Source organism: Rikenella microfusus DSM 15922, from assembly GCF_000427365.1.
Taxonomy (GTDB): domain Bacteria; phylum Bacteroidota; class Bacteroidia; order Bacteroidales; family Rikenellaceae; genus Rikenella; species Rikenella microfusus.
The window spans coordinates 1,356,292-1,369,721 of the sequence record NZ_KE386488.1; the positions used below are offsets into that span (position 1 = coordinate 1,356,292).

Genomic DNA, 13,430 nt, shown 5'->3' on the forward strand with positions numbered 1-13,430 from the left:
CGATAAAAAAGGAACGGTTAAACGATTAAAAACGTAATCGGAGGTTAGTCTTTGTAGTTACGCTGAGCCAGGTGCACCGTGTCGAAGCGAAGCTCCTCCTTGTGCAGTTCCGGTTCCTGATCCGGGCCTTTGTATTCCCAGACAGCCACGTATGCATAGTGGTCGTCGTCGCGCAGCGCTTCTCCTTCCGGCGTCTGGAACTCTTCCCGGAAATGGCCCCCGCACGACTCGTTGCGGTTCAGGGCGTCGCGGGCCATCAGCTCGCCCATTTCCATGAAGTCGGCTACGCGCAGCGCTTTTTCGATCTCCTGGTTGAACTCGCCCTCTTTGCCCGGAACGCGCACGTTCGTCCAGAACTCCTTGCGCAGCTTCTGGATTTCGACGATCGCTTTTTCGAGACTCTCTTTGGTACGCGCCATACCCACATATTCCCACATGATATTCCCCAGCGCTTTGTGCAGGTCGTCCACCGAACGTTTCCCATTGATCGAGAACAACTTGTTGATCTTGTCCAGCACCGCTTTTTCGGCTTCGGCGAACGCCGGATGGTTCGTGTCGATCTTCGGCGTCTGAATATCGTGCGACAGGTAATCGCCCAGCGTGTACGGGATCACGAAGTAACCGTCGGCCAGCCCCTGCATCAGCGCGGAAGCTCCCAGGCGGTTGGCGCCGTGGTCCGAGAAGTTGGCTTCTCCCAGCGCGTAGAGGCCGGGAATGGTGGTCATCAGGTTGTAGTCCACCCAGATGCCGCCCATCGTATAGTGTACGGCCGGATAGATCATCATCGGCTCTTCGTACGGGTTCACGTCCACGATCTTTTCGTACATCTGGAACAGGTTGCCGTAGCGTTGCGCGATGACCTCTTTGCCCAGACGCGCGATGGCGGTCGAGAAGTCGAGGAACACGGCCAGCCCCGTTTCGTTTACGCCGAAGCCGGCGTCGCAACGTTCCTTGGCGGCACGCGAGGCCACGTCGCGCGGCACGAGGTTACCGAAGGCCGGGTAGCGGCGTTCCAGATAGTAGTCGCGGTCCTCTTCCGGAATCTGCGACGGTTTCTTGGCGCCGGAACGGACGGCTTCCACGTCCTCTTTCTTTTTGGGTACCCAGATGCGGCCGTCGTTACGCAGCGATTCCGACATCAGGGTCAGTTTGGACTGTTGTTCGCCGTGTTTCGGGATGCAGGTCGGGTGGATCTGCGTGAAGCACGGGTTGGCGAACATCGCCCCTTTCTTGTAGCACTGCCAGGCCGCCGAACCGTTCGAGTTCATGGCGTTGGTCGAGAGGAAGAACACGTTGCCGTAACCGCCGGAGCAGATCAGTACCGCGTGTGCGCCGTGGCGTTCGATTTCGCCGGTCACCAGGTTGCGGGTGATGATCCCGCGGGCTTTGCCGTCGATCAGCACCACATCGAGCATTTCATGACGCGGGTACGATTTTACGGAGCCTTTTTTGATCTGGCGGTTCAGGGCGGCGTAAGCGCCCAGCAGGAGCTGCTGTCCGGTTTGGCCGCGGGCGTAGAACGTGCGGCTCACCTGAGCGCCGCCGAACGAACGGTTGTCGAGCAGTCCGCCGTAGTCGCGGGCGAACGGAACGCCCTGTGCGACGCACTGGTCGATGATCGAGTTCGACACTTCGGCCAGACGGTAAACGTTGGCTTCGCGGGCGCGGTAGTCGCCCCCCTTGATGGTGTCGTAGAAAAGGCGGTAAACGGAGTCGTTGTCGTTCTGGTAGTTCTTGGCGGCGTTGATCCCCCCCTGTGCGGCGATCGAGTGCGCGCGGCGCGGAGAGTCGCTGATGCAGAATACTTTGACGTTGTATCCCAACTCGCCGAGCGAGGCGGCGGCCGAAGCGCCGGCCAGACCGGTGCCCACCACGATTACGTCTAGTTTGCGTTTGTTGGCCGGGCTGACTACTTTGATATCTGCTTTATGTTTGCTCCACTTCTGGGCCAACGGCCCTTCGGGGATTTTGGAATCGAGTATGCTCATTTCTTTCAGTCGGAATTAAGAGTGTGAATGGAATGGATTTACCGGAGGGCGGCGGGGTCTACTTGCCGAAACATTTGATCAGCAGGACGGCGACCGGGATCGAGATGAAACCTGCCGCTACGATAAAAGCATAAACTTTGGCCGCGCATTTCCAGCGTTTGATCCAGATCTGGTTGTCCAGGCCGATGGTCTGGAACGCGCTCCAGAAACCGTGGCGCAGGTGGAACCACAGGGCGATGATCCAGACGATGTAGAGCACCGAGATCACCGGATTGGCGAAGGTCTGTACCAGCAGCTCGTAGGGGCTGGCCACCGCCTGGCCGCCGATGAAGTGCTGGAGCTGCATGTGCGCCCAGAAATCGGAGAGGTGCCAGGCCAGAATGCCGAGGACGATAATCCCCAGTACGTACATGTTGCGCGATTCCCAGGCTGACGATTTGCTCAGGTCCTGCACTTTGTACTTCACCGGACGGGCGGTCTGGTTCTTCAGGGTGATGGCCGTCGCCCAGGCGATGTGGATGATGAATCCGGCGGCCAGCACGGGTACCATGATCCGGATGAACGGATTGGTGTCCATGAATTCGCACATGGCGTTGTAAGCGTCGGGACCTCCGTAGAAAAAGAGGTTGGCGACCAGGTGGACGAGCAGGAAGACCAACAGGAAAAGCCCCGAGAGGCTCATCACTAACTTCTTCCCGATGGAAGAGCTCCAGAGTTTACTCATAAGTTTTGGTTGTTTTGAATGATTGGTATTTTGTAAGCCAGAAATTTGTCGCGGAAACGGTAGGTCTTAATTTCTATAGGGGTGCGGCGCCCGCCGAAAGGGCTTTGCCCATAAAATACAATGGAAAAACAAGGGCTGTTTTTCCGCTAACAAAGGTATTTCCCTTTTTCGGATTACACAAATTTTTTTCCGGGTGCGGCGGCTTGCGGCGGTTCGAAGCGCGGGCGGTATCCATGTGAATCATGGATACCGCCCGCGTATGTAGGTTATGCTTTCCGGTTTCAGTCCGGTATCGGGAATCGGACGAGTTTCCACTCTCCGTCGTCGGGTGTTGCCGTGTTTGTCGGGAAGGAACGATAATAGTTTCGTAATCGGCAGCGATTAATGGACGGGAACATCAGATTTATTATGCAGAAATTACGGGACTGGATATTCGAATTTGCTAAGACTGAGTATATACGATTTTTCCCTGTTTGATTACGTATGTTTGCCTTTCAGATGTTCTCGACCTATACCCTCCCTCTTCCGGAAAAACTCCCGGCCGTCAGTGCCGGGCGGCACCGCGGGACCGTTTGGGGAGACCATTGCACGGCTTGAGGTAAAATCGCATATACTTCTTTTGTTTAGTTGTTTAAATATGTGGATTAAGACTGCAAAAACAAATTTTTCATAGATAAATGCGAAAAGAGTCCGGAAGTGATCCTATGTCGGATGCGCTCTTCGCGGTTTCCCGCTTGTCGTTCAGGAATGGAGAAAAACGGACAGGAAACGCATATAAGCAGGCTCGCAAATCATCGGCTGGGCGATTGGAGTCTGTTTGCTTATTTTCAGCAATAAAATTTCCGAATGCAAATCGAGGTGTTCGAAGATGTCCGAAGTGCCTGTTGCTATCGGGCCGAACCCATGCGCCCGCCATTCGCGTTCCAGAACGGAATGAGGGCGCTCTGCTATCAGGTAGAGGTCGTTCCCCGGATAATTTTCCGCATCAAGTCTTTCAAAGAGGGCATTGGCGCACGCGCCGCAAGTTTCCTGAGGGAGTAAAATCACTAGAACGGAGTCTTTTCGGGCAATCGTTTCATCCTGTGGGGACAGCGCATCGTAGATCGTACGGGCTGGCAGACCGGCGTATCGGAAACTTTTGACGATATACGTTTCATATGTATAGGCTTGGGAGCCGAGTTCTTGAAGATCGGATAGCCATTGTGCGTTGATAGCGCGACTCTGTGATAAACGTACCCAAAGGACGATGTCGGTTACCGCCAGCCAAATGATCAGTCCGACAGATACAGCAAGCCATCGTTTTCGGGTCATTACTTTTCGGTTTTGAATCGGATTTTGACGATCGGCGGATTCCCGTCTTCGGCTAATTTCAGCCCGATCCGTTCGATCAGATAGCGTTTCAGGGGCGGCAACGTTGTCAATTCTCCTGCGTTGTACGATTTCGGATCGTCATACAGGCCGTAGAACCATTCGTCGTCCGCTCCCCGGATAATGAACGGCGTGGCGGACACGGCGGTCTTCGTCCATCGGATTCCTTTTTCCGTGCCTGTGAAACAAAGGAATTCATGCGTTTGCGCTTCCGGGCCTGCCGCGGTAAAATAGAATGCATAGGCCGTTTGTTCCAGATAGAGCGGCATTTTGTAGTAATCCGCCCGCAGGAAATCCTGCAAGTGCGTCCATACGCTCCCGCCTAAGTTTTTCACATACCCCGACGGTATGGCCTTGTCTCCGAAATCGATCCTGGCCCACGGGGCGAACTGTCCTTCGGCGTCCGTTTTATAAGCTATGTCGTCCCCTTCCTGGGGCCGCAGGATATAGCTGTTGCCGGCCGATTGGGTGATCGCTGCGACCTGTAACCCGAAATCTTTGCGGGGCAACCCTTGCGATACCCGTTCTCCTTCGGAGTCGTAGCGGAGCAGACAGTCGAACGGGGTTTCGAAATCGTCCGCATTGGCCGGATTGCCGGCATAGAGATAAAAACCGTCTTCCGGCCCTGGGGCGATTCCGTCGCAGGAGTATTCGAGTTTGGGAGACGGTACGATCGTTTTTACATACGCGCCGTTATCGGCCCGGTATTGCAGGATCTGATTGAAAGCGCTCAACGCCAGGATATATTGTCCGTTTGTCGTCAGGCAGATGTCGTTCAGTTTGATGTATTCGCCCGGCCCGTGTCCGATACGTCCCGCGCGGGCCTGGAATTTGCCTTGTGCGTCGAAAATCATGATCCCGGAATGGGTCAGCAAGACGAAAGCTCCGTCCGGACGCAACAGAAGTTTGTTTACTTCTCCCAGCATGGATTCCGGAGTCGCTTCCAGTTGCACGATTTCGATCGTGTCGATGTACGGCGCGATGTCTTGGACGATCTCGCATTGTTGCAACGGGCGGAAAGTTGTTTCTACCGGTACGTTCGATAGCAACGTTCGGGGTTCGGCGCCGCATTGACAGAATAACAGGCTTAAACCCAATAATCCAAGTGATTTTTTCATAATAAATAATATGACATTAACAAAAAGTCGGCCTGGGGGTATTGTCAGACCGACCCTTTTCTTATTCACAAAAGATTTCTTCGGAACATGAGGAGGTGAGCGTGCAGACTCCTAATCCTGGGCAGCACCATGCGATCCAGTCGTGCATGTCTTTGCTGCCGCAGCCTGCAACACGAGGAGTATATTGATATTCTTCCGGAATATCCAGTTCCGGATCTTTAAGCGCGGCCAGCGCTTCGATATTGGCCAAAGTGAGTTCTTCCTGGGGTGTTAGGGGCGGTTTCCGGGCTTGCAGGAAATTGACGACGGCACCGCCTGTCATCGACAAGGTTTTGCCGATGGTGAATAAATCTGTTTCATGGTTCTGAATTTTAATATTCAAAGGGTTAATGCACCATGTCGTCGTTTCCAAATATAAAATGAATTTCATGAAAGGCAAAGTGTTTGACGGTATTTTATGTGGAAAATCGGGCGAATTGCGGATTCCGATTTCTTTCTTATTTTTGCATCCGATTTAAAATTGTAATCAGTATAAATTATCGTGTACAGTTCGGTAAATACGGGCGAATTGCTTCGGCAATACGGCATCCGGCCTTCGGTCCAGCGGGTCGCGGTCATGGATTACCTGCTCGCCCACCGGACGCATCCGACGGCGGAGGAAATTTACGAGGCGTTGGCGCCGCAGATTCCCACGCTGTCGAAAACGACGGTTTACAATACGTTGTCTTTGCTGGTCGAACGCGGCGCGGCGGCATACATCGCGATCGATCCCCGCGGGGCGCGTTTCGACGGGGATACGAGCGTGCACGGTCATTTTTTCTGTACGGAGTGCGGCGCTCTGCACGACGTATTCTTCGAACAATCGCCTTTGCTGCCCGAACCGGAAGGCGGTCATGCGGTCGCTTGCGCGCAGATATATTACCGGGGAATCTGTGCCGATTGCCGGAACGGGCGTGACGACTGACACCGAACCCAACCAACCAAAATAATACACGTTATGAAAAAGAAATTCATCTGCACGGTCTGCGGTTACATCCACGAAGGGGACGAGGCTCCCGATTTCTGCCCGCAGTGCAAACAGCCGAAAGAGAAGTTCAAGGAGTATGTCGAGCAGGAAGGTGCTCTGCATTTCGTCGATGAACATGTGATCGGCGTGGCCAAAGGCGTCGATGCCGAGGTGCTCGAGGGGCTGAAAGCTCATTTCTCGGGCGAATGTACGGAGGTCGGCATGTATCTGGCGATGAGCCGTCAGGCTGACCGCGAGGGCTATCCGGAAATCGCCGAGGCTTTCAAACGCTATGCTTGGGAAGAGGCTGAACATGCCGCCAAGTTCTGCGAATTGCTGGGCGAAGTGGTATGGGATACAAAAACCAATGTAAAGGCGCGTATGGAGGCTGAGGCCGGCGCTTGCGAGGACAAGAAACGTATCGCTACGCGTGCCAAGGAATTGGGGCTGGATGCCATCCACGATACGGTTCATGAGATGTGCAAGGACGAGGCGCGCCATGGCAAGGGCTTCGAGGGGCTGTATAACCGCTATTTCAAGAAATAGTCTTCTTACCGGCAATTTGTTTCTGGCTTACAACAATTGCGAAATTATGTTCGGGCAGGGTATCCCCCTGCCCGAACTTGTTTTTAACCGTGCATTTATTCGTACGGTTGAGTTTGAGAGTACTGTTCTTTTTGTGAACAAAAAGAACCAAAAAAACTTTTTGAGATGCTTCGCATCTCCTGGGCCTGTCGGGTACCCTTGTCTTCGACAGGGTTTGTGTTATCGGAACAGGGGGCTAATCAGAAAATAATCGCTTATAGCCCCCTGTTCCGATAACACAAAAGGATTCGCAATGCAAAAGGACTGCGGAGCCTAAGGCGTAGCGCAGCGGACTCAAAAGTTTTTGGTGCCGCTTTTTACAAAAAGCGGCAGTTCCCTCCAACATCAATATACCGAATAAATGAACGGTAAAAAGTATTAGTTTTGCGGAGTTATGACTCGTTCGATACTGCTTATATATACCGGTGGGACCATCGGGATGAAGACCAATCCCGAGACCGGATCCCTCGCCCCCTTCGATTTCGACCAGATCGGGACCGAAGTCCCCGAACTGCGGAAATTCGGCATACGGATCGACACCATCACCTTCGATCCCGTGATCGACTCCTCGAACGTCAGTCCCGCCGAATGGAACCGCCTGGCGCAGGTTATCCGCGACAACTACGAGCGATACGACGGTTTTGTCGTGCTGCACGGCACCGATACCATGGCCTATACCGCCTCCGCCCTCAGTTTCATGATGGAGAACCTCGCCAAGCCCATCATCTTTACCGGCAGCCAGATTCCTATCGGCGTGCTGCGTACCGACGGACGCGAAAACCTGATCTCCGCCATCGAGATCGCCGCCGCCGGCGAAGTGCCCGAAGTGTGTATTTACTTTCAGAACAGCCTGTTGCGTGCCAACCGCACCATCAAATACAACGCCGAGCATTTCAACGCCTTCCGCAGCCCCAACTACCCGCCTCTGGCCGAAGCCGGTATCACCATCAAATACAACACACCTTATATAAGGAAAGTGGACAGCTTTCTGCCGTCGCTCAAAGTCAATACCTCGCTCGAAACGCGAGTCGCCGTCGTGCGGATTTTTCCGGGGCTTCGACCCGAAATATTCCGGGCCATGCTCGGCGTCGGAGAGCTGCGCGGCGTCGTGCTCGAAACCTACGGGGCCGGCAATGCGCCTACCGATCCGTGGTTCGTCGAGGCCGTGACCGCGACCGTGGCCCGCGGCGTAGTGGTCATGAATGTGACCCAGTGCGCTGCCGGAAGCGTGGATATGGCCCTGTACGACACCGGCCGTACCCTGTTGAAAGCCGGCGTGGTCAGCGGCCGCGACATGACTACCGAGGCGGCCCTGGCCAAACTGATGTATCTGCTGGGCGAAAAGTTGCCTCAGGAGCAGCTTCTGCACTACCTCCATACCCCGATCCGGGGCGAAATCACCCTCTGATTCCCGTGCGGCGGAGGGATGCGAAAACGATGAAATTTATCCGGATGTTGTGCACAATAAATATTTATTCTAACTTTAACGCGTAAAAACGGCTTCTGACAGCGTCGGACGAAGGTCCGGAACGGGAACGGAAGTAACCGTAACCGGTTGGTAATCAAATCCGGACTCAGTTCGTTTGACAACGTTATTTTAAGATTGGAGGAATGTCCGAGTGGTCGAAGGAGCACGCCTGGAAAGTGTGTATACCTCAAAAGGGTATCAAGGGTTCGAATCCCTTTTCCTCCGCAATCCAGACCGGAAAAACGAATGTTGCCGCTCGGCGGCTTGTCTGTATGGCCGAAGCCGAAACGAGCTTGCTCGGTTGAAGGCTTTCGGGAATTCGGACAAAAAATGCGCAGCATTAGTCGTTTTGCAAGTCGGGGATTACAGGGAACTCGCCGGGAGGCAGGGGATAACGGAGCGCAGCGACGTAATCCCGACGAAGCCGAAAGGATAAACAAGTTGCAGGGCGGCGCAGTTAATCCCGCCAGAGTGAACCGCGAGGTCCGGGATAACGGAATGAAATGACGTAATCCCGGCGACACCGAAAGGAGCGGCTGCACGAACAGGCATATTCGGGAATTATACCGCGGAACACAACAAACGAACAACACAAACAAACAACTAATCAAATTTTACCGTCACTATGAAAAAACTTCTGACAATCGTGTCCATGGTAGGTCTGCTGACCTTCGGCACCGCGAACCTGTACGCTCAAGATGCCGCTGATTCCGCCGCTGCGCCGCAGACGGAACAGGCTGCCGCCATCACCCCGGCTGAAGAGGCTGTTGCAGATGCCGTTGCGGGCGACGACCTGGGCGGTCAGCCGGTGCACCAGGCCCTCAAACAGAAATTCATCGAAGGGGGTGTGGGCTGGATGTCTCCGATCCTGCTCTGCTTGATCCTCGGTCTGGCGATCGTGATCGAACGCGTGATCTACCTGAACCTGGCTACCATCAATACCAAGAAGCTGCTCGATAAAGTGGAAGCGGCCCTGAACAACGGCGGTATCGAAGCCGCTAAGGAGGTATGCCGCAACACCCGCGGTCCGGTGGCTTCCATCTTCTACCAGGGTCTCGACCGTGCCGGCGAAGGCATCGACGTAGTCGAAAAATCGGTCGCTTCCTATGGCTCCGTACAGGCCGGTCACCTCGAAAACGGCATGTCCTGGATCTCGCTGTTCATCGCCCTCTCCCCGATGCTCGGGTTCATGGGTACCGTGGTAGGTATGATCGCGGCGTTCGACGCCATCGAAGTTGCCGGCGACATCGCCCCGTCTCTGGTCGCCGGGGGTATGAAAATCGCCCTTCTGACCACTGTGGCAGGTCTTATCGCCGCTGTGATCCTCCAGCTGTTCTACAACTATCTGCTGGCTAAGATCGACAGCATCGTGATCTCCATGGAAGACGCTTCCATCTCGCTGGTGGACATCCTGACTAAATACCTCAAAAAATAATCGGCGCCTGACAGCGTAAGGCGTGCTTTAGGCACAGAAAAAATATGAAATACTTACCCATAATCAAATACGTGCTGCTCATCGTGTCGGCTATCCTGATAGTCGTGGGTGCGGTGACTTTCGTCGACGGCGAAGAAAATGCGGCGTTCGACACGATGCTTGTCTGGTCGTTCGTGATGATCGTCCTGACCATCGCGCTGATTATCATCATGCCGCTTTTCGCAGTACTCCAGAATCCGAAGAGCGCGGTTCGCTCGCTGATCGGGCTGGGCGCCATTATCGTGGTGTTCCTCGTTTCGTACGCCCTTTCCACCGATACCCCGATTCCGCTGGCCAGCGGCAAGGTGATCGACGATCCGTTCTCGCTGAAGTTCAGCGACACTGCTCTGTGGGCTACGTACATCACCTTTGCGGGTGTGATCCTGAGTATCCTTTACGGAGAACTCTACAAAGTCATTAAAAAATAACAGTCCGTACAATGGCTAAAAGAAAAGTTCCAGAAATCAACTCCGGATCAATGGCCGACATCGCGTTCCTGTTGCTCATCTTCTGGCTGATGACGACTTCCATGAACGTCGATTCGGGGATCGCCCGGAAGTTGCCGCCTCTGGTCGAACAGGACAACGACCCGGGGATGGACGCCCATGAGCGTAACGTGCTCATGGTGTTCGTCAGCGGCAACAACCAACTCATGGTGGCGGGCCAGCGTATGGATATAAGCGGGCTGTGCGAAAAGGCGAAAACCTTTATCACCAACCCCACCAACGATCCCAATATGCCCGAGAAGGAGATGACCGATATCCCGTTGCTCGGCAGATATCCGGTCAGCAAGGGTCTGATTTCGCTTCAGAACGACCGCGGTACCAGCTACGACATGTACCTCCAGGTGCAGAACGAGCTGACCAAGGCGTATAACCAGGCGAAGGACGAACTTGCGCAGCAGAAATTCGGACGGTCGTTCACCGATCTGAACGATGAACAGCGGAAAGCCGTCAATAAGGCGATTCCCGTGAAGATTTCGGAGGCCGAACCGCGTAACCTGACAGGAGGAAAATAAGACATGGCACAATTCAAAAGGAACGGAAACAAGGAAACCCCCGGGATTTCCACTTCGTCGCTGCCCGATATCGTGTTCATGATCCTGTTCTTCTTCATGGCCACTACCACCATGCGTGAAGTGGAATTGAAAGTGCAGGTCGACGCCCCGAAGGCGAGCGAAGCCCAGAAACTCGAAAAGAAGTCTTTGGTCAGCTACATTTATGTCGGTCCGCCGACTAAAGCGTTGGCTCCCCAGTTCGGTACCGCTCCGCGTATCCAGTTGAACGGCGCTTACAGTTCGCTGAACAACATTACGGAGTTCATCGCTTCGGAACGGGACAAGCTCAGCGAAAAGGACCGTCCGGACATGACCGTAAGCCTGAAGATCGACGCCACTACCAAAATGGGTATGGTGACCGATATCAAGCAGGAATTGCGGCGGGCGAACGCATTGTCCATCAACTATGCGGCCGCTAAGGATAAAGGCGAAGGAAACAACCGGTAAAAAGGATTGCTTCGTATCATTCAGAGAGGAACCCCGAACCGGGGTTCCTCTTTTTTTGTATGCAGTGGGATTGTCTGTCCGGTTTTTTGATGCGCGGTATCCGGTCAAAGATGGGAACCCGTTTATCGTTCGGGGGGGGAGCCTGGCCGGGCGTAGGAGGAGTGAACCGGGGGATGCCGATTATATACATCGATATGCCAATATATTAGAATGCAGACCACCCCGTTCGGCTCCGCGCCGGACGGCATGAGGCGGTGCAAACCCGGAGGGTCCGGCGCGAGCCGGAAAATGGGTATATCGAAGTATATAATCGGGAATTGAATGGGTAATTATATTCAGGGCAAAGTCGTATGTCGTTACCTTAATTAATCGGAATGATCCCTTTCGTGTGGTTGCAGGGACGGCACGTTCTTCGGGTTACCCCGAAGAATGTCGGACCGTAACCGCCCCGGGCGGAGGTTCGGGGCGAACGGTGATGGGGCGTTTTCGGATACGTTCGTTATGCCGATGTATGTAATCGACCTTTACCGATTGCAGTTGTGGAAATCGGTCGGAGGCTGTTCGGCTCCCCTGGCGATACCGCGCGGCAAATACAACAAAGGCCGGCACCGCGGGGCGGGCCGGCCATAGCAAAACCGCGTTCGACGGTGAATCTAAACCGTTTCGGATAAGAGGCGGGGAGCCAGCGCATCTACCAGGCGGCTCGCCCCGATCCGAAACAGGGAGGGGGTCAGCCATTCTTCGCCCAGCTCCTGTGCCACGATCGTGCGGTAAAGTACCGCCTCCTGCGGAGTACGGATGCCGCCGGCCACTTTGATGCCCACCCGTCGGGAGCAGGAACGTTCGAAATCGCGGATCGCCCGGCACATGACCACGGCGGCTGCGGGAGTCGCCGAGATCGGCGTTTTCCCGGTCGAAGTCTTGATAAAATCGGCTCCCGCTTCCATGGCCAGCATCGAAGCCCGGTAGATCAATTCCGGATCGGCCAGCGACCCCGTTTCCAGAATGACTTTCAGTACCGCGTCGCCGTCGATCTCCTCGCGAATCATCGCCAGTTCGCTTTCGGCCAAGTCGTAATCGCCCGACAGCATGGCCCCCACGTTGATCACCGCGTCGATCTCGTCCGCCCCGTTCTCAATGGCCATGGCACATTCCAGCATTTTGACTTCCATGTAGGTTTGTCCGGACGGGAATGCCCCGCAGACGGCCGTGATACCGATATTTTCGGCAGGGGAACCTGCGGGGATACCGGTCAGTGCGACCCCGACGGCATCGACCAGCGACGGATAGACGCAGATCGACGCTACCGGCGGCAGGCCCTGCCCCGTCAGTTCGACGGCATGGTTCGTGAAAGCCGTCACGCTGTGCGGCGAGTCGGTCTCCTTGAGGGTGGTGTAGTCGGTACAGGCCATGCACTCGAGCAGGACTTCCCGTTTGTTTTCGGTAAGCGCGGCTGTTTCGGCGGCTTGTTCCACTTTGCGGTTTACCAGTGCTGTGTCTATGTTTTTCATGGCCGTCGGATATTAACGTTGCAAAGATAGCGGAAATCGGCAGGATTGCCCGCGGATGAGGCGGAAAGGGAGACTGCCCTCCCGTTGCCCGGCCCGACGGGAGGGCGGTTCGCTCTGCCTGCCGGACAGGGCGGGTACGGTACGGATCGGGAAACCGCGCCGGATGTGGGGGATCACCGGTAGCGTTCGATGGCGGCGATAAAAGCCGCGGGATCGTCGCAACTCACAATATATTGCTCCTCATAGATGTCTTCGATCAGGACGAAATTACGCCACTGGGAGGCGCAAAGCCGGAATACCTTGCGTTCCCTCAGGCTGAAATAGTAGCCGTAATAGCCCCCGATCCCGTATATGCCCCATATCGGGAAACAATATTTCATGTGTCCCCGTTCGACGAACCGTATGTGCCGGATGTCCCGTACCGGAATTTTGATCAGTTCCATGACGCAATGTATCTCGACCGAATGAGGCGATATGCGTATGAAACGCGGAATGGACAGGGCCGCCAACAACATCAGGGCTACCACGACGGTGGTGAACCAGGCCGGCAGGTAGCTTCCGCCCGAAGCGTAAAACAACCATCCCACGCCGGCGGCGAGGATCGACAGCGCGAGAGCGGTCAGCCATTTGGCCCGTTTGTCCATCCGGAAACGGAATTTTCCGTCGGCGAGTGTTTCCATCGGA

The 13,430-nt window shown here is 54.9% G+C and carries 14 protein-coding genes and 1 tRNA gene; 8 read left to right on the top strand and 7 right to left on the bottom strand.

Annotated features, from left to right (window positions below; genetic code table 11):
- Nucleotides 1-44 precede the first annotated feature (44 nt).
- The 5 genes from RIKMI_RS0106775 to RIKMI_RS0106800 all read right to left on the bottom strand — a co-directional run bounded on the left by RIKMI_RS0106775 (nt 45) and on the right by RIKMI_RS0106800 (nt 5,628).
- Nucleotides 45-1,988: a fumarate reductase/succinate dehydrogenase flavoprotein subunit gene (locus RIKMI_RS0106775; protein ID WP_027290983.1), complete on the bottom strand. Its 1,944-nt coding sequence runs from the start codon at nt 1,986-1,988 to the stop codon at nt 45-47.
- Nucleotides 1,989-2,046: 58 nt separating this feature from the next.
- Nucleotides 2,047-2,712, bottom strand: a complete 666-nt coding sequence (locus RIKMI_RS0106780) for a succinate dehydrogenase cytochrome b subunit (protein WP_027290984.1) — start codon at nt 2,710-2,712, stop codon at nt 2,047-2,049.
- Nucleotides 2,713-3,453: 741 nt separating this feature from the next.
- Nucleotides 3,454-4,023, bottom strand: coding sequence for a hypothetical protein (locus RIKMI_RS0106790; RefSeq protein ID WP_027290985.1), 570 nt, complete (start codon nt 4,021-4,023; stop codon nt 3,454-3,456).
- Nucleotides 4,023-5,090: a 6-bladed beta-propeller gene (locus RIKMI_RS0106795; protein WP_027290986.1), complete on the bottom strand. Its 1,068-nt coding sequence runs from the start codon at nt 5,088-5,090 to the stop codon at nt 4,023-4,025. The genes RIKMI_RS0106790 and RIKMI_RS0106795 overlap by 1 nt, the downstream gene beginning before the upstream one ends.
- Nucleotides 5,091-5,259: 169 nt before the next feature.
- Nucleotides 5,260-5,628 (bottom strand): hypothetical protein, encoded by a 369-nt coding sequence (locus RIKMI_RS0106800; RefSeq protein WP_027290987.1) that lies wholly within the window; start codon nt 5,626-5,628, stop codon nt 5,260-5,262.
- A gap of 111 nt (nt 5,629-5,739) precedes the next feature.
- Between RIKMI_RS0106800 and RIKMI_RS0106805 the strand changes: the two genes are divergently transcribed.
- From RIKMI_RS0106805 to RIKMI_RS0106840, 8 genes are all read left to right on the top strand, one after another.
- A complete protein-coding gene (locus tag RIKMI_RS0106805) occupies nt 5,740-6,162 on the top strand; it encodes a Fur family transcriptional regulator (RefSeq protein ID WP_037291647.1) in 423 nt (140 codons plus the stop codon).
- 33 nt (nt 6,163-6,195) lie between these two features.
- Nucleotides 6,196-6,750 carry an NADH peroxidase gene (locus tag RIKMI_RS0106810; protein ID WP_027290989.1) on the top strand — a complete coding sequence of 185 codons (555 nt, stop codon included), beginning with the start codon at nt 6,196-6,198 and terminating at the stop codon, nt 6,748-6,750.
- A 433-nt stretch (nt 6,751-7,183) separates the two neighbouring features.
- Nucleotides 7,184-8,197, top strand: a complete 1,014-nt coding sequence (locus RIKMI_RS0106815) for an asparaginase (protein WP_027290990.1) — start codon at nt 7,184-7,186, stop codon at nt 8,195-8,197.
- 197 nt (nt 8,198-8,394) lie between these two features.
- Nucleotides 8,395-8,482: transfer RNA gene (locus tag RIKMI_RS0106820), tRNA-Ser, on the top strand.
- Between the two features lie 400 nt (nt 8,483-8,882).
- Nucleotides 8,883-9,692: a MotA/TolQ/ExbB proton channel family protein gene (locus RIKMI_RS0106825; RefSeq protein ID WP_027290991.1), complete on the top strand. Its 810-nt coding sequence runs from the start codon at nt 8,883-8,885 to the stop codon at nt 9,690-9,692.
- Nucleotides 9,693-9,736: 44 nt separating this feature from the next.
- The gene (locus RIKMI_RS13315) at nt 9,737-10,159 is read left to right on the top strand and encodes a hypothetical protein (protein ID WP_051214398.1); all 423 of its coding nucleotides are present in this window, start codon (nt 9,737-9,739) and stop codon (nt 10,157-10,159) included.
- Nucleotides 10,160-10,170: 11 nt separating this feature from the next.
- The gene (locus tag RIKMI_RS0106835) at nt 10,171-10,749 is read left to right on the top strand and encodes an ExbD/TolR family protein (protein ID WP_027290992.1); all 579 of its coding nucleotides are present in this window, start codon (nt 10,171-10,173) and stop codon (nt 10,747-10,749) included.
- Nucleotides 10,750-10,752: 3 nt separating this feature from the next.
- Nucleotides 10,753-11,235 (top strand): ExbD/TolR family protein, encoded by a 483-nt coding sequence (locus RIKMI_RS0106840; protein WP_027290993.1) that lies wholly within the window; start codon nt 10,753-10,755, stop codon nt 11,233-11,235.
- Between the two features lie 653 nt (nt 11,236-11,888).
- Here RIKMI_RS0106840 and deoC read toward each other — a convergent pair.
- Complete coding sequence (gene deoC / locus RIKMI_RS0106850) at nt 11,889-12,746, bottom strand: deoxyribose-phosphate aldolase (protein ID WP_027290995.1); 858 nt, start codon at nt 12,744-12,746, stop codon at nt 11,889-11,891.
- 173 nt (nt 12,747-12,919) lie between these two features.
- Nucleotides 12,920-13,426, bottom strand: a complete 507-nt coding sequence (locus RIKMI_RS13320; protein ID WP_051214399.1) for a PH domain-containing protein — start codon at nt 13,424-13,426, stop codon at nt 12,920-12,922.
- Between the last annotated feature and the right edge of the window lie 4 nt (nt 13,427-13,430).